This is a genomic window from Pseudoalteromonas issachenkonii (assembly GCF_002310795.1).
GTDB classification, from domain to species: domain Bacteria; phylum Pseudomonadota; class Gammaproteobacteria; order Enterobacterales; family Alteromonadaceae; genus Pseudoalteromonas; species Pseudoalteromonas tetraodonis.
On sequence record NZ_CP011031.1, the window covers coordinates 329870 to 352913 of the forward strand.

Annotated in this window: 18 protein-coding genes and 1 pseudogene; 10 read left to right on the forward strand and 9 right to left on the reverse strand. The window is 40.5% G+C overall.

The features are described from left to right. Positions 1–10 precede the first annotated feature (10 nt). Both PISS_RS17125 and PISS_RS17130 read left to right on the forward strand, forming a co-directional pair. Entirely contained in the window at positions 11–703 is a 693-nt protein-coding gene (locus PISS_RS17125) for a cupin domain-containing protein (RefSeq protein WP_058156107.1), read from the forward strand. A gap of 120 nt (positions 704–823) precedes the next feature. After that, positions 824–1225: a SpoIIAA family protein gene (locus PISS_RS17130; RefSeq protein WP_013463012.1), complete on the forward strand. Its 402-nt coding sequence runs from the start codon at positions 824–826 to the stop codon at positions 1223–1225. Positions 1226–1423: 198 nt separating this feature from the next. Here the strand turns inward: PISS_RS17130 and PISS_RS17135 are convergent, their stop codons facing one another. From PISS_RS17135 to PISS_RS17145, 3 genes are all read right to left on the reverse strand, one after another. Next, the gene (locus PISS_RS17135) at positions 1424–2368 is read right to left on the reverse strand and encodes a carbohydrate kinase family protein (RefSeq protein WP_058155823.1); all 945 of its coding nucleotides are present in this window, start codon (positions 2366–2368) and stop codon (positions 1424–1426) included. Between the two features lie 125 nt (positions 2369–2493). Further along, positions 2494–4887 (reverse strand): TonB-dependent siderophore receptor, encoded by a 2394-nt coding sequence (locus PISS_RS17140; protein WP_013463014.1) that lies wholly within the window; start codon positions 4885–4887, stop codon positions 2494–2496. 168 nt (positions 4888–5055) lie between these two features. Next, the gene (locus PISS_RS17145; RefSeq protein WP_024602703.1) at positions 5056–6285 is read right to left on the reverse strand and encodes an MFS transporter; all 1230 of its coding nucleotides are present in this window, start codon (positions 6283–6285) and stop codon (positions 5056–5058) included. A 175-nt stretch (positions 6286–6460) separates the two neighbouring features. Between PISS_RS17145 and gtfA the strand changes: the two genes are divergently transcribed. After that, a complete protein-coding gene (gtfA, locus tag PISS_RS17150; protein WP_058155826.1) occupies positions 6461–7933 on the forward strand; it encodes a sucrose phosphorylase in 1473 nt (490 codons plus the stop codon). 73 nt (positions 7934–8006) lie between these two features. Here the strand turns inward: gtfA and PISS_RS17155 are convergent, their stop codons facing one another. Together PISS_RS17155 and PISS_RS17160 are read right to left on the reverse strand one after the other, a co-directional pair. Next, positions 8007–9038, reverse strand: a complete 1032-nt coding sequence (locus tag PISS_RS17155; protein ID WP_016900594.1) for a LacI family DNA-binding transcriptional regulator — start codon at positions 9036–9038, stop codon at positions 8007–8009. Between the two features lie 81 nt (positions 9039–9119). Then, on the reverse strand, positions 9120–10013 hold the full coding sequence (locus tag PISS_RS17160) for an AraC family transcriptional regulator (protein ID WP_058155828.1): 894 nt from the start codon (positions 10011–10013) through the stop codon (positions 9120–9122). 195 nt (positions 10014–10208) lie between these two features. Here PISS_RS17160 and exaC point away from each other — a divergent pair, with 195 nt between their 5' ends. From exaC to PISS_RS17190, 7 genes and pseudogenes are all read left to right on the forward strand, one after another. Beyond that, positions 10209–11729 carry an acetaldehyde dehydrogenase ExaC gene (gene exaC / locus PISS_RS17165; RefSeq protein ID WP_058155830.1) on the forward strand — a complete coding sequence of 507 codons (1521 nt, stop codon included), beginning with the start codon at positions 10209–10211 and terminating at the stop codon, positions 11727–11729. Between the two features lie 302 nt (positions 11730–12031). Beyond that, a pseudogene (locus PISS_RS17170) lies at positions 12032–12645 on the forward strand (DUF998 domain-containing protein). A 104-nt stretch (positions 12646–12749) separates the two neighbouring features. Then, positions 12750–12872, forward strand: coding sequence for a hypothetical protein (locus tag PISS_RS19140; RefSeq protein WP_257720508.1), 123 nt, complete (start codon positions 12750–12752; stop codon positions 12870–12872). 159 nt (positions 12873–13031) lie between these two features. After that, positions 13032–13367 carry a GNAT family N-acetyltransferase gene (locus tag PISS_RS19075; protein ID WP_232311376.1) on the forward strand — a complete coding sequence of 112 codons (336 nt, stop codon included), beginning with the start codon at positions 13032–13034 and terminating at the stop codon, positions 13365–13367. Between the two features lie 15 nt (positions 13368–13382). Continuing rightward, entirely contained in the window at positions 13383–13583 is a 201-nt protein-coding gene (locus PISS_RS19080; protein WP_232311377.1) for a GNAT family N-acetyltransferase, read from the forward strand. A gap of 42 nt (positions 13584–13625) precedes the next feature. Further along, a complete protein-coding gene (locus tag PISS_RS17185) occupies positions 13626–13883 on the forward strand; it encodes a hypothetical protein (RefSeq protein ID WP_058155832.1) in 258 nt (85 codons plus the stop codon). A 178-nt stretch (positions 13884–14061) separates the two neighbouring features. Further along, complete coding sequence (locus PISS_RS17190) at positions 14062–15534, forward strand: S41 family peptidase (protein ID WP_058155834.1); 1473 nt, start codon at positions 14062–14064, stop codon at positions 15532–15534. Positions 15535–15607: 73 nt separating this feature from the next. On the opposite strand, the gene PISS_RS17195 is transcribed toward PISS_RS17190, so the two are convergent. The 4 genes from PISS_RS17195 to PISS_RS17210 form a co-directional block, all read right to left on the reverse strand. Then, positions 15608–18601 carry a TonB-dependent receptor gene (locus PISS_RS17195; protein ID WP_024602712.1) on the reverse strand — a complete coding sequence of 998 codons (2994 nt, stop codon included), beginning with the start codon at positions 18599–18601 and terminating at the stop codon, positions 15608–15610. A 74-nt stretch (positions 18602–18675) separates the two neighbouring features. Then, positions 18676–21333 (reverse strand): glycoside hydrolase family 16 protein, encoded by a 2658-nt coding sequence (locus PISS_RS17200; protein ID WP_013463027.1) that lies wholly within the window; start codon positions 21331–21333, stop codon positions 18676–18678. A 271-nt stretch (positions 21334–21604) separates the two neighbouring features. Next, positions 21605–22393, reverse strand: a complete 789-nt coding sequence (locus tag PISS_RS17205) for a sterol desaturase family protein (protein WP_013463028.1) — start codon at positions 22391–22393, stop codon at positions 21605–21607. After that, positions 22386–23036 (reverse strand): CDP-alcohol phosphatidyltransferase family protein, encoded by a 651-nt coding sequence (locus PISS_RS17210; protein ID WP_013463029.1) that lies wholly within the window; start codon positions 23034–23036, stop codon positions 22386–22388. The genes PISS_RS17205 and PISS_RS17210 overlap by 8 nt, the downstream gene beginning before the upstream one ends. Positions 23037–23044 lie beyond the last annotated feature (8 nt).

The window sequence follows — 23044 nt, forward strand, 5'->3', positions numbered from 1 at the left end:
GGAGTCAAATATGAAAATTGCAGCTGATTTTAGCGAACGTGTTGTTGTACATAGCGAATCGTTAGAATGGATAGCCTCACCGATGGCGGGTGTTGATAGGCGTCCACTTGATAGAGTAGGCAATGAGGTTGCACGCGCAACCAGCATTGTACGATATGCGCCAAACAGCCATTTTTCTGCCCATACACATACCGGCGGTGAAGAATTTATTGTGCTTGAAGGTGTTTTTCAAGATGAACATGGTGATTTCCCCAAGGGCTCTTATATTCGCAATCCGCCTGAGTCAAAACATACACCAAGCTCTGAAAACGGGTGCGTTATATTTGTGAAATTATGGCAGTTTCAGCCAGAGGATAGAGAGCATGTTCGCTTGCAAACTAATACCATGTGCAGTGTTCCTCACCCTGAGTTTAGTAATGTAAATGTAGTTTCTCTTTATAAAGATGCCTTTGAAGAGGTGAGTATTTTTGCATTTGCACCTAACAGTGAAATATGGTTAAACGCCTCAGGTGGGGGCGAGCTTTTAGTTCTTGAAGGCTCGCTTGAAGAGCAGGGCGATACATTAGTAAAGCACAGCTGGTTAAGAGTGCCGCCTAACAGCGAAATTAAAGCAACAGCAGGCAGTGAAGGAGCCAGAGTGTGGCTTAAAATCGGTCATTTAACAGATGTTGAAAACCAAATAGCACGGCTTAAAAATGCATAATTAAGCATTTAATTAAAATGGGCACAATAAAAGTGATGTGCCTGTTTTTTGATCTACTTCACTATTGGTTAATAAGCTATCACCTATACTTGATGCTCATATTATTGCGGAGTTCGGGTTATGGTAAATTTAACACACGGCTTATCTATTGGTATTGAGCGCTCTGGTTGCGAGTTTTTTTTAACCTTAAAAGCTATAGGTACACTCACTCATAAAGATTATGAAGTGATCACGCCGATGATTGACTCTGCGCTTGGCGAAGTTAAACATCCTATTGTTAATGTACTCATAGATGGTACTGAGCTTGATGGCTGGGAACTTAGAGCTGCATGGGATGATTTAAAACTTGGCTTAAAGCATAACAAAGAATTTAAAAAAATAGCCATATACGGCAACAAAGACTGGCAATCAACCATCGCTAAATTAGGCAGTTGGTTTGTATCAGGTGAAATTCAATATTTTGAGAACGCCACTGCGGCTTTAGAATGGTTAAAAAGTAATGATGAAGAAGCGGATGCTTAAATAAAGGCCATAATCGGCCTTTATTTTTAAAGTATTTATACCAATTCGCTTAATTAAGTGATCTATTTTGAGGCTGGAAAAACGTGTTGATAGCTAGGCAAAAAAATTGCTATTTAGTTGTTCTAAATGAGAATTTTTTAATGCAGATAGCGACACGTTTAGCCTCGTAAAATGATTAAGTATTATTGCGGATTGGTATTATACCTCTTGAAGTGTAGGTAATGCGGGAAATGCCCCCTTGGCTAAGCAGGCTTTAGAGCCACAACGCAAACCAAAACTTAAAGCGTGTTTTACTAGTTGCTCATTATTAATTTTTTCGATGAGCGAGCTATTTTCATCGGTGTGATTTAAATAATATAACACGCCTGCAATAAACGCATCACCGGCACTGGTAGTATCCACAGCATTAATGATTGGCGCCGATTCATTTAATATAAATCCCTTATGGTAAACCGTTGCCGGTGCAGGGCCATCGGTTAAAAATACCAATTTAACACCTGTATCTAAAATAGATTGTAAGTAATTATCAGGTTCTTGCTGTGTTTGCTCAGCTAAAAAGTTCAGCTCATCACGCGATAGCTTAACAATGTCGCAATACGCATAACACGCATGTACATTGTGTTCAATGTCATTGCTATTTTGCCACAAGCTATAGCGTAAATTTACATCAAAGCTAACGAGTTTATGGTTGTTTTTAGCCAGCTTTAAAGCACACACGGTGGTGTTTGCAATGGCTGGATTGGTTAACGTGTTGGAACAAAAGTGTAGGGTACTCAATTCATCCCATTTGATATGGCTTAAGTGATCACTCGTTAACAGTAAATCGGCGGTATTGTGGCGATAAAAATTAAAGCTGCGTTCACCGGTTTCATCTAAACTCACAATAACCACGGCCGTTTGAGAGTCTTTAATCGTAAATAAGTACTCTGTACTTACTTTATATTGCGCAAGCGATTTACTTAATTGTTTAGCAAAGTAGTCATTACCCATACCGCCACAAAAAGCAGCCTTGCCGCCTAACTTTGCATAACCTACCGCTACATTGGCAGGGGCACCTCCTGCAATGGGCAAATAAGCACTGTTTTGAGAATCTTGTGGCAGCATATCAATAAGTAGCTCGCCGAGGCTAAGTAATTTGGTCATAGTGTAAATCCTAAAAAACCCAGCAGAGCTAGGTCAAAATTCAAGGGAGAATTATTAAAACTAATTAAAGTTAGTGTAACAATCGCTGAAAAACATAGCTTCAGCGTTTGTTACACTAAAAATGGTTAGTTAAACGCGTATTTAAGCGTTATTGATGTTGTGCGGCCATTAATAGTACGGGCGCGAATAATGTTATTATCTGGAATTGAGCCTTCTTCAGCTTCTGTAATACCTACCGTATCGAATAAGTTATTTACATTAAGTGCAATATTAAGGTTTTCAGATAAATCGTAACTTACAAAGCCATTTACTTGAGTGTAACCGTCAAATTTAAGGTCGTTGTTGTCTTGAGCGTAAGCATCAGTAGTACCAATAAAGTTCACACCGGCAGCACCTTTATCAAAGCTATAACGAGCCATTAAAGAGTAGATTAAATCAGCTTGGCGGCGTGGCGTATTACCTACCACTTCAGGGGTAAGTGCATCCTTAGCAATTTCTGCATCTGTCCATGTTAAGTTACCACGAAAATCCCATGCATCGATGAAGTAAGTTGATTCAATTTCAATCCCTTTTGCTTCGTATTCACGGTCAAAAAAGGTTTGCGATGTTGCTTCAAAGTTTTGCTCTTCTGTTTCTGCATAAAACGCTGTTGCGAAAACTGAAAGTGAATCAAAACGTTTTTTAACCCCAAATTCATACTGGTTTACTTCATCAACGGCATCTTCATCAGCAACCGAACCGTCAGCGCGTACTTTACCAAATAAAAGTCGGTCAGCATTTGCGCGGCCACCTTTACTCAGTCTTGCAAATGTCGCAAGGCTTGAATCTATTTGGTAGTTAGCCCCAATTGAATAGGATGCATAATCCCAATCGTAATTTACTGGGCTAGCATTTGCGGTATCAATGCCTGCTACATTTTGTTCAGGAACTGAAATCACTCCATCGCGATTCATATCGACCGTTGAGGTAACGGCACCTGCATAGTTGCCGCGTGCTTCACCACTATCGTAACGAGCACTTGCGTCAATACTTACATCACCCACTTTTGTTGAAAATGAAACGTACGGGGCGCGGGTATCGTATTCTGTATCGTAATCACGCTGACAGCAGTTACCCCAAAAAGGCGTTCCGTATGCATATAAACCATTTTCAGAAAACGCTGTACCATCGGCAGCTGTTACATTTAGTAGCGCCGCATTATCGCCCTTAAGCTCCATTAGGTAAGAGTTCCATAACCATGACATAGCAATATTTTGTGTTGAAGCATAGTAACCAAACGTAACGCTTGTATCATCGCTTAGTGATTTAGTCAGTTTGAAGTCGTTTACAATAGAGTCAAAGTCGTTCATTGTGACGTCAAACGTATGAATACGCATAGCTAAATCGTCATTAAATGCAGCTCCGGTATTGGCATTACTAAGCGTTGCACCTGCGCCGCCAATACTTTGTGCAATAGCAGTCGCGCTGCCTACTTCAGCAGGAATAAGTGAATTAAAGTTACCGCTAACAGAGGATTTACGAAAACGGTTTTCAATACGCCAATCGTTATCTAAGTCAAATACGGCTTCAAAACCCACTGAGTCAACTTGCGGGTTCATGCCATCGCGAATATCGCCGCTACTAATTTGATTTTCGCCATTTAAACGCACTGTTTTAGTAAATAATGCTGAATGCGGGGTATCTGATTGTGCGTCAAACCCTGGGATTGAGTCACCATTTGCATACATTGGCATTGGTAAGTAACCCACGCTTTTGTCATCTAAATGTTTGTAATAAAGACGCACGTAACCGTTTTCAAAGTCTTTGGTAAGGTTGGCTTTAATTTGCCCACCTTTATTTGATGTGTAACCTGTTTCACGCGGGCCTTCACCTTGGCGCACAAAACCACCTACATGAAAACGTACGCTATCACTAAGGTAAGTGCCGTATTCAAAGTCTGTACGAATAGTGTCGTAATCAAGGCCCAGTGTTGTAGAAACACTGCCTGATTCGTTTTCACCATTTTTAGATATAAAGTTAATTATGCCACCCGGTGCATTACTTGCTGCAGTCGAGGCCGAACCACCACGAATTGATTCGATAGTTTGTACGGTATTATCTAGGCGCATAAATATATCAGCGTTACCAAAAGCAATATCACCGTATTGCATAACGGGTAAACCGTCTTCTTGTAATTGTAAAAACTTAGCACCACCAGAGGCCACAGGTAAGCCGCGTACAGCAATGTTTGCGTTACCTTCACCGCCGGTTGACTCTGAGCGTACGCCCGGAATAATTCTAAACGCTTCAGCAGTTGAACGCGGTGTAGATACTTCAACTTGAGCAAGCGATAAACTGCTCACTGATGAGCTTGATGCCATAATGGTTGTACGACGTGGTACACCGGTTACAACGATAGTCTCAAGACCTTTGTTAGCTTGCGCTTGTGTGTTTTGCTCTTCTTGTTGTGCATAAACGCCTTGGCTTACAGCCAGCGCTAAAGCACTCATTAAATATAAAGGTGTGTTGTGTGTTGTCATGTGAACGCCTCGCTTTGTGAGCCCGAAGGGGTTTGTTATTTTTACTTAATCGATTAAGTAAAAATAACAAATCTTTTACAATAAGCAAATTATTTTATTCTTTATTTGCTGTTTTTTTACTCATCTATTGATTTATATAGTGTTTTTTTTAGCCCCCAATTTGTTGATTTACTCAGTTATTAGGTTGCTCTCTTGTAAAGCGCAGGCTGATGGGTCACGGAAATAGTTAAACAGCATCGCTAAAAATAAAATAATGGCAAAGCCGGTTGCAAGGTAAAAACCATAACGTACATGACCAAAGTAATCGCTGATCATACCCATAAATAAAGGCGCTAATGCGGCTGAAAGTGCAGTGAAAAATAATATAACCCCAGCAACTGCGCCATGTTGTTGTACCGGGAAGCACGATATTCCTTTGGAGTTTAAGGTCGGGTAAACCATCGACATAAATAACCCTGAAAGCGGCAATAAACCAACAGCCCAATCAACGCCACCGACTAAAGTACCCACATAACACAATGCGATACCTAAACTTAAGTAAGCCATAACACCTTGCCAGCTATAGCGGTTTAATAACCACACCGCAATAAAACGCCCTGCGGCACGCAGTATAAAAAATATGGTGAGTGCATAGGTTGCCAAAAGGGGCCAAGAGCCTGTGTAGTCTTTTAACAGCGTCGGCATCCATACGTAAATGGCAACCTCGGTTGCAACATAAAGCGCAATGGCGAGCGAAAAGCCAAGCGCGTAGGGGTTTTTAATCATTTTCATGGTGGTAGCAAGTGAAGCGGGCTTTTCAGTGCTTTTAACAACGCTTGGATACTCTGCACGCCACGCTAAAAACGCTAAAATTAAGCACATAATGCCGGCAATAATATATAAATAAGTCCAACTTACATTTTGTACCAGTAATACACCAACAAGTGCAGGTCCAACAATGGCACCAATACCAAAAAAGCCTTCTACTTTGTTCATGGTTTTAGTGTGCTCTGCGTTGCTATGAGAAATATCGCCTAATAACGCCAAAGCGCCGGTTTTAAATAAGCCAATAGCTAAACCAATACAGCAAAGCAAAAAAACAAAAAATATAAAGCTGCTACTAATGGCGAATAAAAAGCAACTCGCAGAAAATATTAATAACCCAAGCATAATCGTTTTTTTACGCCCGAGGCTATCGGCTAAAAAGCCTAAAAATAATCCGCTAAAGGCAATGAGTGCCATAGGCGCATAGTGGAATGCGCTGGCTTGGGTCATGCTTAAACCAAATTCAGTTATGAGCTCGGGAATGATCATGCCAACGGCATCGGAGGTCATGGCAAACATAAAAAACATCATATATGTGAGCCAGCGAATTTGTTGCAACGGATCGCTGCTTACGTGTGTGTGTGATTTTGTCATGTGCTTTTCCTCGTTAAATGCGTTCTTAACACTCAGTAAGTCAGTCAGTTACTGATTATAGTATTAATGTCGCCACGATATTTGTATGTAAAATTTATAAAAATAACTTGTAAATTCGTACGTGCTAGTTAAAGATATATCTTAATCGATTAAGTTTCAACATGGTAATCACACAATGATGAAGAATAAAGTTCAATTGATCACATACGCTGATCGAATTACTGGCCAAGATATAAATGCACTTACCACTCTTTTACATGGCCCATTAGAGGGCGTTTTTGGTGGTGTGCACTTATTGCCATTTTATAACCCAATTGATGGCAGCGATGCAGGCTTTGACCCGATTGATCATAGTGAAGTTGATTCTCGAATCGGTACTTGGGACGACATAAAGGCACTCGGTAAAGACCATGATTTAATGGCTGATCTAATAGTGAACCATGTGTCGGCGCAATCTTTTCAATTTCAAGATGTGCTGGCTAAAGGTAAAGCGTCAGCATTTTGGGATTTATTTTTAACCAAAGAAGACGTGTTTCCCAATGGTATGAGCAAGGCTGAGCAGCAAGCTATTTACCGTCCACGCCCAGGCAGTTGTTTTACGCCAATGAAATGCGGTGATGGTCAAACGTATGATTTTTGGACCACTTTTACCGACAATCAAATTGATATAAACGTAAAAGTAGAGGCAGGAATTGCGTATTTAAATAATGTACTTACTAAGTTCTCTGCTAACAACGTTAATATTATTCGTTTAGATGCAGCGGGTTATGCCATTAAGCAGGCGGGTACTAATTGTTTTATGCTAGATGAAACGTTTGGCTACTTAGATAACTTATCAAAGCAAGCCAACGATTTAGGCATGGAAACCATTGCAGAAATTCATAGCCATTATCAAACACAAGTAGATGTAGCTAAGCGCGTTAATATGGTTTACGACTTTGCGTTGCCACCACTAATTCTACATAGCTTGTTTAATAACAATGCGGATGCATTACTCAAATGGCTAAAAATATCGCCGCGTAACTGTTTAACGGTACTAGACACCCATGATGGCATAGGCATTATTGATGCAGGCCCAATGGGTGAAAAACCAGGCTTATTAAATGCAGAGCAAATTGATAACCTAGTAGAAACCATGCATGCAAATAGTAACAATCAAAGCCGTCAAGCAACAGGCGCGGCTGCCAGTAATGTCGATTTATATCAAGTAAACTGTACTTATTACAATGCATTAGGCGCTAATGATTTTGACTATTTGCTGTCGCGCGCAATTCAATTTTTTGCGCCAGGTGTACCGCAAGTTTATTACGGCGGCTTATTTGCCTGTGAAAACGATATGGAACTGTTAGCAAAAACCAATGTTGGCCGTGATATAAATCGCCCATATTTGAACGCGGCTAAAATAGAGCAAGCCCTTAATAAACCAGTAGTAAAAGGGCTCATAGAGCTAATTAAAATGCGTAATGAACATCCCGCATTTGCAGGTGAATTTTCGGCTCAAGGCGGCGCAAGTGTTTGTTGTTTAATGTGGAAGCTTGAACAACAATCAATTTCATTGAGGATTGACTTTGCAAGCCGTACTGCACTTATTACGCAGGTTAATGGCACTCAAGAAAGCACTCTAAACTTACAAAGTTTATTGGCTTAAATAGCTTTATTTGTTGAAAACCAAAAGCCAAGCAGCCTCTGTTTGGCTTTTTTATTTGCTTTATTAACAGTGCTTAGCTACTTGCACCAATATCGAGTGCGTAACCTACTTCATATTGTTTTTCTTCTTTAGAAATAAATAAGTTAGCAGCCATAACGCCCTTTTCTTGGCTATTTTGATGAATTGTAGTGAGGCGAGGTACAAAACGAGCGGCTTCTTCTATGCCATCAAACCCCACAATACGCAGCTCACTGCCTATTTTTATCCCTTGTTTTATGGCTTCTCGCATGGTGGCAAGGGCAATTAAATCGCTCATGCATATAATCACGTTAGGGCGAGGGGAGGCTGTTAATACCTCTTTTGCGGCAATATTTGCAAAGCGCTCACTGCTTTCAGGAATATTCCAAATGCGGTCGTCGGCAACCGTTATATTAGCCTCACTTAAGGCGCGTTGATAACCACGCAAACGTTGATGCGAAATAGATTGGCCAGTTTCAAATTCGTGATGTTCGTATACCCGGCACAATACATTTTCATCAAGTAATCTTAAGCCTAATATAGCCACTTTATCATCTTGATTATGCAAAACATGTTTGGCTATTTCATAACTGGCTTGCTCGTTATTAACATTAATTGAGGCGTTACGGGCAATGTCAAAATCAACCGTCACCACATGTTTGGAGACTGTTTTTAGTTGCTCTACTAGTGCTTTATTGCGCGGGCGACCATAACAAATAAAACCATCGACAAAATCAACAACGCTGTTGAGGTTGTCACTATTGCCTGAAAACAATAAAACATTAATATTGTTTTTTTCAAGTACCGAGGTTACTCCCCGCATAAAACTGCTCGCAACAGGGTCTGATACCATGTATTCCACGCTATCGGGAAGGACTAATGCAACAATATTAAAGGTGCCACTTCGCAAAGACTGCGCCGCTTTATTAGGGCCATAATACCCCAGCTCTTTGCACGCTTTAAGTATGGCTTCGCGGCGTTTAGCAGAGAGTTGATCAGGGCGATTAAACGCATTTGATACCGTAGCATTAGACACACCTAACTCTTTGGCAATACTCTTTAATGTCCAGCGGGTGGGTTTACTCATCGGTGACTCATTACTACTTACAACATTGCAAACAATCTAGCATATTAGGCTGTTTAATATAACAAAAACTGTCGTGTTAGGTTAGTGGCGACACGCTTTTGGTGCAATACCAAAAGTTTGCTTAAATAAACGGCTAAAATGACTGGCGCTATTAAAACCCAGGTCGTAGCACACCTTGCTTATAGCGTGGCCTTCTAATAAAAGCGTACGGGCCTTTTTAAGCCTAAGTTGTTGTTGCCAAAGCGCAGGGCTTGTACCAAAAGCAAGTTTAAACTGCTGATAAAACTTACTACGGCTCATACAGGTTATTTTACAAAGGGTGTTTATGTCGAGGTTTTCGTTTAAATGCTCTTCAATATAATGCAGTGCATCACTCACGTTACTTTTTAGGCGCAGCTTGTCACAGTTGGCCAGCAATAAATCACGGCTCTGTTGTTGTAATAAACGGGTGATCAATTCGTTTAACGATAAATCAATCAAGTAGTGTCGCTCGGCGCCTTGCTCACTAAATAAATGAACCATGCGCTCTAATAACTGCTGCGTTTGAGTATTATGTTGGGTATGCACTAAATTAGGGCTGTATTCAAACAAGGCATCGTTTGCAAAATTTTGCTGCATATTAAGCGCATTAGCCACATTGGTTATTTTATCGGTGCTAATTTCAATCGCCAAACAGGTGGTAGGTGAGTTGATAGTTGCCTGTGGGAAATCAATCAGCACGCTTTGCTCGGGTGCTAATACAAACGATTCATGTGGTAAAAACGCTTTGTGGTATTGACTGCTCTCAACATGCATTATTTTTTTACCACTGAGCATAGCGCAAAACAGTAATTCGTTAGAATGCAACGCCACTTTTTGCGCACTTTTATAGGTATCGTAAATACTTAGCTCGGAGTTATCGGCAGCAAAGGTCACTTTGTTTTCAATCAGTACATCAAGTTGTTGGCGTTTTTTATTTAACTGAGATGTGTGCATGTTCAGCCTTTTTTAATCGTTATAGAGCGTTTTTAATATGGACTCACAGACAACTTTTTTGGACAGCTAAGCAAGTTTTTAAGCGCTTAATGGTCTAATGTCAATCAATACCGATTAAATATAAAGCAAGTTGCTACATTACTCTAACAAATTTCGGCTTAGACTTTTAGCTAACAACAACAAGAGAACACATATATGATTTACGCAAACCCAGGTTCAGCAGATGCACTCGTCACATTTAAACAGCAGTATGGTAATTACATTGGCGGCGAGTGGGTTGCCCCAGTTAACGGCCAGTACTTTGATAATATAAGCCCAGTTAATGGCGAAGTATTTTGTAAAATTCCTCGCTCTGATAAAGACGATATTAATTTAGCACTTGATAAAGCGCATGCTGTAAAAACCCAGTGGGGCACAACCTCAGTCGCCGAGCGTAGCAATATTTTATTAAAAATTGCCGATCGCATTGAACAAAACTTAGAGTTACTTGCTGTGGCCGAAACATGGGATAACGGCAAAGCGATTCGTGAAACCCTTGCCGCTGATATTCCACTGGCCGCCGATCACTTTCGTTACTTTGCCGGTTGTTTGCGTGCTCAAGAGGGCAGCATTGGCGAGATAGACGAAACCACGGTGGCGTATCATTTTCATGAGCCACTAGGCGTTGTAGGGCAAATTATTCCGTGGAACTTCCCATTATTAATGGCCGCATGGAAATTAGCGCCTGCACTTGCAGCAGGTAACTGTGTAATATTAAAACCCGCCGAGCAAACACCTGCCTCAATCTTAGTGTTAATGGAAATTATTGGCGATTTACTGCCAGGAGGTGTTTTAAATGTGGTAAACGGCTTTGGTAAAGAAGCAGGTGAAGCACTGGCAACTAGTACGCGCATTGCTAAAATTGCCTTTACAGGCTCAACTCCTGTGGGCTCACATATTTTAAAATGTGCAGCCGAGAATATTATTCCTTCAACGGTCGAGCTTGGGGGGAAATCGCCTAATATCTTCTTTAGCGATGTTATGGAAAAAGACGACTCATATTTAGATAAAGCAATTGAGGGTGCCATTCTTGCCTACTTTAACCAAGGTGAAGTATGTACTTGTCCATCACGCTTGTTCATTCAAGAAGATATTTATGAGCAATTTATAGAACGTATTTTAAAACGTACTAAACAAATTAAACGTGGCAACCCGCTTGATAGTGAAACCATGGTAGGCGCACAAGCCTCTAAAGCGCAGTTTGATAAAATTTTAAGCTACATTGAAATTGGTAAAGAAGAAGGTGCTGAAGTATTAACTGGCGGGCATGTTGAGCAATTAAGCGACGAGCTAAACGGCGGGTATTACATTCAACCTACACTATTAAAAGGACGTAATGACATGCGCGTGTTCCAAGAAGAAATTTTTGGCCCCGTTATTTCAATGTCGACCTTTAAAGACGAAGCCGAAGCACTTGAACTGGCTAACAGCTCAGAATTTGGTTTAGGCGCAGGGGTATGGAGCCGTAATATGAATCGTGCTTATCACTTTGGTCGCAAAATAGAAGCAGGTCGTGTATGGACTAATTGTTACCATATGTACCCAGCACATGCAGCGTTTGGCGGTTATAAAAAGTCTGGTATAGGCCGCGAAACTCACAAACTCGCGCTTGATCATTACCAACAAACTAAAAACTTGCTAGTAAGTTACAGCGAAGATCCGCTTGGCTTTTTTTAATAACGCGTTTTAGTTTAAACAAACAACCTATAAGTAATGAAAGCGCTACATTTTTGTAGCGCTTTGTTTTTTAAAACCCAATACCCATTGCATTAAATTAGTGGCCAATTATAACAATAAAGAAATGGCTTAATAATGAGGCGCTGGGTTGAAAAAGTAGATTAAAGGTTCTAGCTCAGGGCTGTTATGACTAGGTTTCAGGCTGTTTGTACAAGCTCACAGCTCGTCACTCGAAGCCGGCTCATTTTCTCCTCTATGTTCAAAAAGGCTTTAATGAATTAATCACAAAAAGGATTATGGTGATGTTTGAAACGATTGCGATTTATTCAGGGTTAATAGCCACATTATGGATATTCATTGGTGTCTATGTAGCAAGTCTATTTTATGAAGGCTACAGCCATTCTAAACAATTTTGTAGTGAATTAGGTGCAACGGGAAGCCCAACTGAAAAACTGTCACCGCTAATTAATAATTATCCTTTAGGTTTTCTATTTTGCTTTTTTGGCTGGTATTTGGCGCAATTGGCTAATGTTTCTATATTGGTTAATATTGTTGGTTGGTTGGTTGGTTAGTTATAGTGCATGGTATTGGTACCTGGGTTGCGGGTTATTTTCCTATGGATGCTGACCCATTTACTAAACACCCAACTTTTAGCTGCAAGGTTCACTCTTGGGCTGGTTTCATTATGTTGCTTTCGCTCGTTTTAGCACCAATATTAATAGCGATCAGTCCAACCACAGAAATTACTCCTTTATACTTTCGTGTTTTTTCAATTGTTTCTGTTATCGCTACTGTTTATTATCTGTTTGCTATGGCTAAAGCGGTTAAGCTTCAAAGTAATCCAGGTACCTATCAACGTATCTCTTATGGTATCCAATTAAGTTGGTTAAGTGTTTTTTCAATAGTGTTAATGTAATTTTAAACTAATTTAAATCGTCTTCAATAATTTAGAGACTTAACTCACTAACGACTATGATTTATTTCAGCTTATTATTTGGCGCCACAACTCAAGGAAGGCTCATGAATATAAACCACGCTAAATTCCGTTTTATTTTACTAAAAGGTGTTCTAGGCTGGGGAATTCCTACAGCTATTTTATTTCAATTAATTATGTACTTTACAGGTGAGCAAGATTTTTTTTGATGGAATCATTACATCTTTAATAATATTTCCTTTAGTAGGCATATTATTTGGATACTTTTTATGGCATTCGAAATATAAAAAAGAGCGAAATAACTGAGATAACAACCTTAATCACTTGGTTTGTTGAAATTTTTTAGCTTTGATAACAAGAAGGTTTGAGTGAAAATTTGTGAAACCCAAAGGTTGCTTATTCGGCCATTTTCAATTGATGATGTGCCGGCATTAAGTGAAATTCTTAATGACGATGAAGTGATGAAATACTCAATTCGTGGTGTGTGCGATGAAGCTGCAACTCGTGAATTTATAAAGTGGTGTTTACAATGCTACGGTTCATACGGTTTGGGCCCATGGGCACTAATAGATAAAAACAGTAACCTACTTATAGGTTTTTGTGGTGTTTCTCCACAAAGTGTCGCGGGTAACGAAGAGCCTAATTTAGGGTATCGATTAGCGGGCGATTTTTGGAATAAAGGATTAGCCTGCGAAGCGGCTTAAGGTGTTTTAAAGTATGTGTTTACTCAAACTACTCATCAATCCGTCGTTGTTATTATTGAACCTGAGCATATTGCGTCACTGAAAGTAGCAAAGAAAATTGGTTTTACAGACTATAGCACTCATGAATTTCATGGTCGTGCTGTACAGTTATATCGATTAACTAAAGCGCAGTGGAGTAAATGGACTTCTTTAGATGCTGCTTATGTGGCCATCTAAAGCTCAAGATAGTTAACGTTGATTTGTTAAAAGGAAATTTTAATGGATATAGATTCTCACATAGTTCAACTTGAAAAAAACAACCGAAAGTTATTTAGTGCATCTCATAATTTGGGACTTACGATAGCGATGGCTGTTATTGTTTTGTTGTTAATGTTTTATTTCAGCCCATTGATAGGGCTTGCTTGTTCAGGTTTTGCTGCTTTCTTTTTGAACTTTTTCTATTCACAGTATAGCTTTAGAAAACTCAACGCCCGCATAACACTACTGCAAACCAAAATTGAACAAACGTCTAAGTAAGGTGTTGCTCTAAATTTAAAGCCAGTTCATTTCAAATCTTACTCGTTGTTAGCTGCTTTTAATGTTGTTAAGTTACTGCTATAAAAATAATTTGCTGATACTTATTTGATTTAAGGTATTTTTAGTTCCACCAAATGAGTTTACAGTAATTATATAACCTAATTTAAAATGGATTTTCATGAACATAAAAACAAAAATAGTTAGCCGTACTTTATTGAGTGCTTTATTAATTACGCCTACCTTGAGCATGGCAGAATTAGCAGTTACTCCTCAAACACCAGAGCAATGGCGCAGTGTTACTGAACGTGATATTGAAGCTGCTTACAGTATTTCGGCAAAAAACCACCCCGGTATGTTTGATGTTAACAACCCAGTCTTTCCTGAGCTATTAAAGCAAGCAAAAGCAGAAGCACTTGCACTGTCTGCCAAAGCGAGTGGGCCGCAGGTTCATGTTGCGGCAATTGCGCGTTTTAGTACTGTGCTACAAGATGGTCATGCAGGTGTGTTTTCAAGCGTTGAACGACCTGCTCGTCGTTGGCCAGGTTTTAGTGCCGTTTGGCGGGGTGATGCATTAAAAGTGTATTACAGTGAAACAGATAATATAAATAAAGGTGATGTGATAAGTGGTTGCGATGGGCAAAGTACCGAGACGTTAATGCGACAAAGAGTGTTTAAATTTCATGGACAGGTTACACAACCTGGGCATTGGTGGCAGCAAGGTTGGCGGTTACTAATTGATGAGGGCAACCCATTTTTAACACCTCTAAAAGAATGTCAATTTGTTAAAGCCAATGGGCAAGCTTACAGTAAAACCCTTGATTGGTCTGTTCGGCCAAAGAGTGTAAGTAAGCATTTAACACATGCCTATAATGGGGATGAGCTTACAACCGATTTAACTTGGCCTGCGCAAAACATAGCGTGGATTGCTATGCCCAGTTTTGCAAATAACGATAAGCAAACTCATGATTACAATAACTTGTATAAAAAAGTGACTGATCAACGTTCTAAGTTACTCAGTGCAAAAACGGTGGTTTTAGATCTTCGTCATAACCAAGGTGGCTCGTCGTATTGGAGCTTAAAGCTTGCAAAAGAGTTGTGGGGTGAGCAAGTTGTTGAACAAAAAATGGATAACTACTCAAAAAATAGCCGAGTTTGGTGGAGAGCGTCAAAAGATAATACTAGCCATGTTAAATCATTAATTGAAGTGTTGAAAGATCAACCTAAAGCACAAAAAGAGTTTAAAGAAATAGCTGCAGGTATGGCGCAGTCACTTGAAAATAATAAGCTATTTTACATCGAAGAGCCGCAAAGTAAACCAAACCAAAGCGGTAGCACGGTGCCAGAGAGTGACTTTAAAACACAGGTTTTTGTTATTGTGCCGCCACAGTGTGCAAGTGCGTGTCTTGATGCCATTGATGTATTTAAGCAGTTTTCAAACACTCAGTTATTTGGCGCGCCAAGCAGTGCTGACTCACTGTATATGGATGTTCGATTAGCTGAGTTACCCTCAGGTTTAGGTAAAGTGATAGTGCCTAATAAAGTGTATGTGAATAGAGCAAGAGGAAAGGGCGATTATTATAAACCCGATATTGCCTATAACGATATTGATTGGACAACCGATAAGCTATTAGAAAAAATTAAACAGTTATAAAAAAAGCCGCTCAATGAGCGGCTTTGACTTTTCAACTATAAGGGGTAATCAAAAACTGTATTTGGGCAATGTATTAATTGCCCATAGAGTATCTAACGCCAAAGGCATAACGAGGGCCGTATTGAGCCGCGCTTAAGAACTGACTTTCGAAGCGACTGAATGAACGCTCGGTTTCGTTGGTTAAGTTCACACCTTCAAAGAATACCGTTGTGCTTTCGTTAACTTCGTAGTTCACACTAATATCCCACTGTAAGTACTCTTCTGCGTATTGTGGAGGAGCCGTAGCACCTGAGTCAGGTAAACCTTGCGCAATTAAGTACTCATCACGCCATGCACCGGTAATTTTCACCGATAAGCCATCTTTTTCGTAAAAGCCTTGTATGTTTGCAGAATCACTTAAACCAGCTAATACTGCTTGAGAGGCAAGGTAGTAGTTATCGTACTCTACATCACCATCAACAACGGTGGCATTAAAGCCTGCACCAAAGCCTGAGTCGCCAAACAAGTGCTGAACAGCAAATTCAAAACCGTTTACTTTACGTGAACCAACGTTTTCAGGTGAATTGATGGTCCATTCAATCAGCGGATCAGTCGCTGGATCTGGTAATATACGGTTGTTTTCACCAATGCCTACGCCATTAGCTACAATTTCATTGTAAATTGCAGTGTCAGTTGCTTGATCTCCACGACCTTCAATGGCGGCTACTGCATTGTTCCAACGCTCACCTAAATACACATCATGTAAACCTTCAAAGGTAGTTTTTACCTGGGTGTTATCAATCCAATTATCTACGTCTTTCCAAAATAGACCAACAGCAGCGTAACTGCCTTCGCTGTAATAATACTCAAGGCTTAAATCTAGATTAGTTGATTTAAATGGCTCTAAGTTTGGATTACCACGGCTACCACTTCTTGAATTTAATTTAGGTGATGGTGTTAAAGCCAAGTTACCTAACATATCGCCAAGAGTTGGTCTGGTGATTGTTTGTCCCCATGATGCGCGGGTTACTAAGTCATCCGTAAGATCGACTTTAATATCAATCATAGGAAGTAGTAAGTCGTATTGTCCTTCATAGTCTACTTCAACTAATTCGCCACCAGCGGCAAATTGAGTTAACCACTCTGAACCGCCTGCCCAGTAAACTTGTTCCGCTACACGACTTTTTGCTGGGCTTACAATATCAGTTTCTTCATAACGAAGACCTAAGTTTACAAATACGTCGTAGTCGCTAACGTTAAATACCCAGTTGCTAGAAAGGTAAACACTAATGGTTTCTTCTTCTACTTCGTTAGTTGGGAAGTTATCAAAGCTACCAATTCGGTAATAATCACTACCAATTACGTCTTCGGTCAAATAAGCACTTTGACGAGCAAATGCTTCATCAAGGTCATAAGTGTAAGCATAACCTGGCGCTACGCCGTTAGGACCAAATGAAAATTCATCAAGGAATCCGCTTAAATCAATCCTTTCGAACATCGCATCTGGGAAAATTTCAGCGAATGTACCGTTGTTAAAGCCAGGTGCATTGGCGTTATTAGAGCCGCCCCAACCACTGAGTGTTTGCTTAGTGTAAGCCGCACCAAATTTAACGGTTTCAAGACCAATATCTGTATAAGTAAATAATTTACCGTCTAATTGTACTTGAGAAACTTCTGACTCACCTGGTGTTCTGGTAAAAATACTGAAGTTAGAACCAATTTGATTTGGACTTACTTCTTGTGTGCCGTTGTTCCAATTAATATTAAAACCCGGTACATCGCCTTCGCGGAAAAAGTATTCTTTAGTAGATAACTCTGCTGAGCCCAAAATAATACGGGCATTAGAATTTAAGCCAGGATCTTTGCCATTATCTGTTGTGGTTTTTGAAGTATGGGCATCAAAGTTAAAACTAAGGTTTTCTGTTGCTAACCATTCAACATTGATACCGGTTGCTTTTGAGTCTACCTCGGCAGTTTCACGAAATGCCGTGAATGAGGCATCATCACCGGCTGAGTTATAGTAAATAGCGGTGCCATTTTCATCTAGCTCATAGGCATTACCATTACCACCAAACGAACCGTTCCAAATACCCCACGATAGTGAGTTATTACCTGTTGTTGCATTTGAGATTGTATGATCTAGTGTAAACGTTAAGTTATCTGTTGGTGCAAACTGAAAAGTGGCTTGCGCATTTAAACGTTCACGCTGAATATCATCTTTTGAAAAGCTGACTTCTTGTGGGAAGAAAGCGGCAGATACAAACTCACCATTATCCCCAGCATTTGGATCGAAAAACTGCTTAGCTGGGTTACCATCTGCATCCATTGGGCGGTTATCAATTATGTTTTCAGCATCAACCGATAGGTTAGGGTTGACTAACCAAGAGCGTACATTGGCTGCTTGGCGCTGAAAATCACGGCGGTGGTATGAAAAGTTAGCTGAAAAACCAAACATTTCGTCAGCAAAAGTATTGCTGTAAATACCTGCAATTTCAGGTGTTACTTCATCACCTTCTTCTACCGATGTATCGTGAATGCCTTTAGCCATCAATGAAAAGCGCTGACCCGGCTTTTGTAGAGGTTTAGCGGTAACAATATTTACAGTTGCACCAAGGCCACCTGTTGGTGTATCCGCACGCGCTGTTTTCATAACTTCAAGTGAACTAACGCCTTCAGATGATAAGTTCTCAAAGTTAAATGAACGCGTAAAACCGGTGCCTGCCATTTGACGGCCGTTAAGTGTTACAAGGTTAAACGATGGGCCAAAACCACGTACGGTAATTTGGCTACCTTCACCGTTTGAGCGACTTACCGATACACCCGTAATACGTTGTAGCGATTCAGCTAAATTAGTATCTGGAAATTTACCCATTTCTTCAGCAGAAATGGCATCAACCACGCCTGATGCGTCACGCTTTACATCCATTGAACGGATTAATGAACCACGAATACCTTTTACTTCAATAACTTCTAGTTCAGGTTCGGCAGTATTTTCTTGCGCAGCATAAGCGAAGTTAAATGTGCTTGCAGCGATGATAAGTGACACAGAAGCCGCTAGTGGGCTTTTTTTAAACTTATTTGTGTTCATAATTGCTCTGCTTTTACTTAATTTATTACGGTAAGTAGGTACTTTTAATTTAGTACCTACCACTGAATTAGGGTTTATGGGTTAGCGATAACCACATTGTCGATACGATAAACTGCACCTTCACCTGTTCCCCACGCTGGGAAAACCATCAGTACATTGATATCGCTAATGTCTAAACCTGCATCAAATAATGATTGCACTGTAAACGTGTATGTTTGCCATTGCCCAATAACCGGTACTTCACCTTCAACGCTTTGTGCAAGAGGAAGCTCTACCGCCGTTGCTGCACCTGTTGACTCAATTTTAAATGTCCACACTGAGTCAGGATCATTTGGTGGTGTCACCATTTTCATTTCAAATTGCACAACACCATTTGCTAATATTGCTGATGCATCAAAAGAAACACCTTCGTCAGCTAAAAAGCCCATTACTGTTGGTGTAGCACCAATAACAAACTCAGCCACTGTGCCGTGTTCAGCATCGTCAGTTTCTTCAGTCGGTGTAGAGCCACCACAACAGTCCCAAATACTCCACATATCTGCGGCTGTATCTTGGAAAATAGTGATTTCATCGCCTGCTGATGCACTCGGATCGTACATTTTAGCGTTATCAACACGGTAAACCGCACCTTCACCTGTGCCCCATGCTGGGAATATCATCACTACATCAATGGCACTAACATCTAAACCTGCGCCCGCTAAGTCAGCGAATGTAAAGGTATAAGTTTTCCACTCACCAGCAACGGGTGCATCGCCAGCATCGGTTAATGGAAGCTCTACCGCTGTATCGCCTTCATTAGATTCAATCTTCATTGTCCAAACAGCTGCTGGATCATTTGGATTTGACATTACTTTTACATCAAACTGTAGTACACCATTTTCTAAAATACTTGTTGCATCAAATGGTTTACCACTACCACCGGCTGAGGTGCGAGTATTAAAGCCCATTACAGTGGGTGCTTCGCCAATGCTAAACTCTGCGGTTAAACCGTGTTCTTCATCATCTACTACCTCAATTGGTGTTGAACCGCCACAACAATCCCACATTGGCCAATCTAGATTTTGTCCGTCTGTGAATAGGTCAACTTCTGGGCTTCCAGGTAAATCACCTTCAATCGCAACATTGGTAATTAAATATTCAGCGCCTGCACCTGTTTGCCATGCTGGGAATACCATTAATACATCAATGGCACTTAAATCTAAGCCTCTTTCTTGTAGTAAAGAAAGTGGGAATGTATAGGTTTGCCATTGGCCAGTAACAGGAGTAACACCTTCATTACTATCGCTAAGGGCTACATCGCCGGTATTAGGACCACCATCACCCGCTTCGGCTTTTAATAACCAAGTAGTTGAAGATGTTGGTGGCGTTACTACTTTCATATCAAAGGTGAGTCGGCCATTTAAATCAAGTAGAGGTGATGCATCAAATGGAGATGAAGTGCCAGTAAAATCATCAGAGAAGTGACCACCGCGGGTAGAGAAGCCAAGCACAGTCCCGTTATTATCGTTAATGTTAAACTTAATTACCTCGCCTTTGTCAGCGTCAGTAATGGTTTCTGGTGTTGTTCCACCGCAACAATCCCATGCGATCCAGTTGGCATTTAAGCTGCCATCAAAAATATCAAGATTCTTTGCAACACCATCACTTGGCGGGGTAGGTACAGGGGCTTTACCTTCAACAAGTGCATCTTCTAGGCTATCGTAACCTGGGCGTACTGTTTCACAGCCTTTACCTGTGGTTGGGTTAGAGGCACATTCGTAAACACGCACGTAATCAATTTCAAAACTTTGACCTTCTGCAAATGCTGCAGCGTCAACGCCTAAGTTATTTACGTTTTCAGGCCAATCACCACCAACAGCATTGTTTAAAATAAGGTAAAAGTCTTTATCAAATGGGGCATTATCCCAATGCGTTGTTAGCTCGCCGCTACCTTGTTCAAAGTATTCAGCAAACCAACCTTTATGCTTTAAGCCAACAGGTTCATCTTTTGAATTGTAACGAACTTCAGAGCGACGTTGAGTGGCGTATAAATAGCCATCTACGTACCAGCGAATTTCGCCTTCTTGCCATTCAATTGCGTAAGTATGAAAATCGTCTGCAGGATTCATCCCTTCAGGGAATGTATACGCTTTACCAGAACTTGAGTTATTTGGCCATTCGCGACCATAGTGAAGTGTGCCATGAATATTAGCTTCAACGGTGCCATCTTCAGCAACTGTTTTTAAATTTACCGCTTCTAAAATATCAATTTCGCCAGAGCGCGGCCAAGTACCATATTCTTCATCGGTTGGCATCATCCAAAAAGCTGGCCAGCTACCTTGACCCGAAGGTAACTTTGCACGCATTTCAAAGCGGCCATAAGTAAAGTCTGCGTTGTAACGGGTGTTTAAACGGGCTGATGTGTATGGTTTTTCTGCGCCTTCTTCTGCAGGTAAGGCGACTATGTTTAGTACACCGTCTTTAATAAAGGCGTTTTCTTCACTGTCGGTATAACATTGTTTCTCGTTGTTACCACCGCCAGCGCAGTTTAATTCAAAGTTCCACTTGTTAGTATCAATACTAGTGCTGTCAAACTCATCGTTCCATACCATACGCCAGTCAGAGACTGGTTCAGTAGGGTTTACTTTTTCAATATCTGTAGTAGTGGTTGCTGCGTCACCACCACAACCCGCCAGAGATGCTAATGAAATAGCAGCCAAAAGGCGAGTAATGCGTGTTGTTTCAATGTTCATAACTGAACCCCGTTCAACTGATTATTGTCAGAATATAGTGTATTTGTTGATTTTTTCATTTTTGTAAGCGCTTACATTTTCATGTGTGATAAATGTAAGCGCTTACAAATAATATGGGGGATTTTTAACTGGGTCAAGAATTTGTTTAAATAATTTACAATTGATTTACTTTTAATAGGGTGTTTTTGTTAACAGGAACGGTTAAACGCCCAAGTAATGTTATAAATAAAGGTTTAAAAGGTGTACATGGGCGTTTTCATTAGCCGTATTGCTATTTTTTAAATGGCATTATTAACAATTGCCACAAGGATGAATTTTGTTCGGGGTTTGGGTATTGGCTCAAACCAAGTGCAATACGTTTATCAGGCTGGCTTGCCTGTGATTTATAGCTGCCAAAAAGTCTATCCCACCAAGTTACACTAAACCCAAAGTTACTGTTTGTTTCTTCGGGGTTTTGGCTGTGATGTATGCGGTGCAGCGCTTGGGTGATAAGGATGAGGCGCAGTGGTTTTTCTATTGCGCTTGGCAAGCGAATATTTGCGTGGTTAAACAGTGCTAACCCATTGAGTGTTATTTCAAATATAAGTACTGCAATGGCGGGCACGCCAAGAGCAGTTATGGCGGCAAGCTTTATCAATATGCTAAGACCTATTTCAATAGGGTGAAAGCGCAGCCCAGTGCTTGTATCTACGTGCGCATCAGCATGGTGAACACGGTGTAAACGCCATAAAATTGGAATTTTATGAAATAATCTGTGTTGCCAATAAATCAGTATATCTAGCAACAGCAGGCTAAGTATAATTGCTACTGAAAGAGGCATAGTTAGTTGATTAAACACACCGATACTATGTTCTTGGTTATAAAGCGCGGCGGCGGTTAACCCTAAAGGAACCGCTAACCGAGCAATCACTGAAGAGGTAAATACAAGACCAAAATTCGCAACCCAACGTTTAGTGGCTTTTATGGGCGATTGCCGTGCAGGGGCTTGCCACTCAAGCAGCATCATTATGACTAAAATACTTACAAAACATCCAAGCCGCCACCATAATTCGTTATCCATTGATAGCCTCCGTTTTACTGATATTAGCTTCTAGTTGTTTTAATGTGTGATAACCGCCATAAATACGGGTGAAAATCGTTATGGCGCAAGCTGCAGCAAATAAGCTGGCCATTATGGCAAAGTGCTGCGGCCAAATACAAAAGGCAACAAATAAGGCAATGGTTTCTGTGCCTTCGGTTAAGCCATTTAAGTAGTAAAAACTTTTATATTTAAATTGTGGTTTGTCGAGTTTAAATTTTTCAGCGGCAATCGCAAAGGCCAAAAAGCTGGAACCGGTACCTATAAAAGTAGCCAGTAAAATAGCACCTGCAATGGCATTTTGTGCTGGATTAGCCAAAATAAAGCCCAGTGGAATCGCTGCGTAAAATAAAAAGTCGAGAGTAATATCTAAAAACCCACCCGCGCTAGAACTTTGATTAGCATAGCGGGCTAATGCGCCATCCAGTCCATCTAAAATTCTATTCAACGCAATGGCGATTAATGCGCCATACCACATTTCAAAGGCAAGTAAAGGCACGGCAAACATACCCACTAAAAAACCAAAAACAGTGAGTTGATTAGCTGTAATGCCGCTTTTATTAATGAGCATAACAACCGGTGTTAGTAGTGGCTTTATAATGGGGGTAACAAATTTATCTAACATACGTATTG

Excerpts from the sequence above, each read along its gene's own strand:
- PISS_RS19140 (WP_257720508.1), top strand. The coding sequence starts at position 12,750 with ATGAATATAAACCACGCTAAATTCCGTTTTATTTTACTAAAAGGTGTT.
- PISS_RS17190 (WP_058155834.1), top strand. The coding sequence starts at position 14,062 with ATGAACATAAAAACAAAAATAGTTAGCCGTACTTTATTGAGTGCTTTA.
- PISS_RS17200 (WP_013463027.1), bottom strand. The coding sequence starts at position 21,333 with ATGAACATTGAAACAACACGCATTACTCGCCTTTTGGCTGCTATTTCA.
- PISS_RS17160 (WP_058155828.1), bottom strand. The coding sequence starts at position 10,013 with ATGCACACATCTCAGTTAAATAAAAAACGCCAACAACTTGATGTACTG.
- PISS_RS17125 (WP_058156107.1), top strand. The coding sequence starts at position 11 with ATGAAAATTGCAGCTGATTTTAGCGAACGTGTTGTTGTACATAGCGAA.
- PISS_RS17195 (WP_024602712.1), bottom strand. The coding sequence starts at position 18,601 with ATGAACACAAATAAGTTTAAAAAAAGCCCACTAGCGGCTTCTGTGTCA.
- PISS_RS17130 (WP_013463012.1), top strand. The coding sequence starts at position 824 with ATGGTAAATTTAACACACGGCTTATCTATTGGTATTGAGCGCTCTGGT.
- PISS_RS17185 (WP_058155832.1), top strand. The coding sequence starts at position 13,626 with ATGGATATAGATTCTCACATAGTTCAACTTGAAAAAAACAACCGAAAG.
- PISS_RS17140 (WP_013463014.1), bottom strand. The coding sequence starts at position 4,887 with ATGACAACACACAACACACCTTTATATTTAATGAGTGCTTTAGCGCTG.
- exaC (WP_058155830.1), top strand. The coding sequence starts at position 10,209 with ATGATTTACGCAAACCCAGGTTCAGCAGATGCACTCGTCACATTTAAA.
- PISS_RS17155 (WP_016900594.1), bottom strand. The coding sequence starts at position 9,038 with ATGAGTAAACCCACCCGCTGGACATTAAAGAGTATTGCCAAAGAGTTA.
- gtfA (WP_058155826.1), top strand. The coding sequence starts at position 6,461 with ATGATGAAGAATAAAGTTCAATTGATCACATACGCTGATCGAATTACT.
- PISS_RS17205 (WP_013463028.1), bottom strand. The coding sequence starts at position 22,393 with ATGGATAACGAATTATGGTGGCGGCTTGGATGTTTTGTAAGTATTTTA.
- PISS_RS17210 (WP_013463029.1), bottom strand. The coding sequence starts at position 23,036 with ATGTTAGATAAATTTGTTACCCCCATTATAAAGCCACTACTAACACCG.
- PISS_RS17135 (WP_058155823.1), bottom strand. The coding sequence starts at position 2,368 with ATGACCAAATTACTTAGCCTCGGCGAGCTACTTATTGATATGCTGCCA.
- PISS_RS17145 (WP_024602703.1), bottom strand. The coding sequence starts at position 6,285 with ATGACAAAATCACACACACACGTAAGCAGCGATCCGTTGCAACAAATT.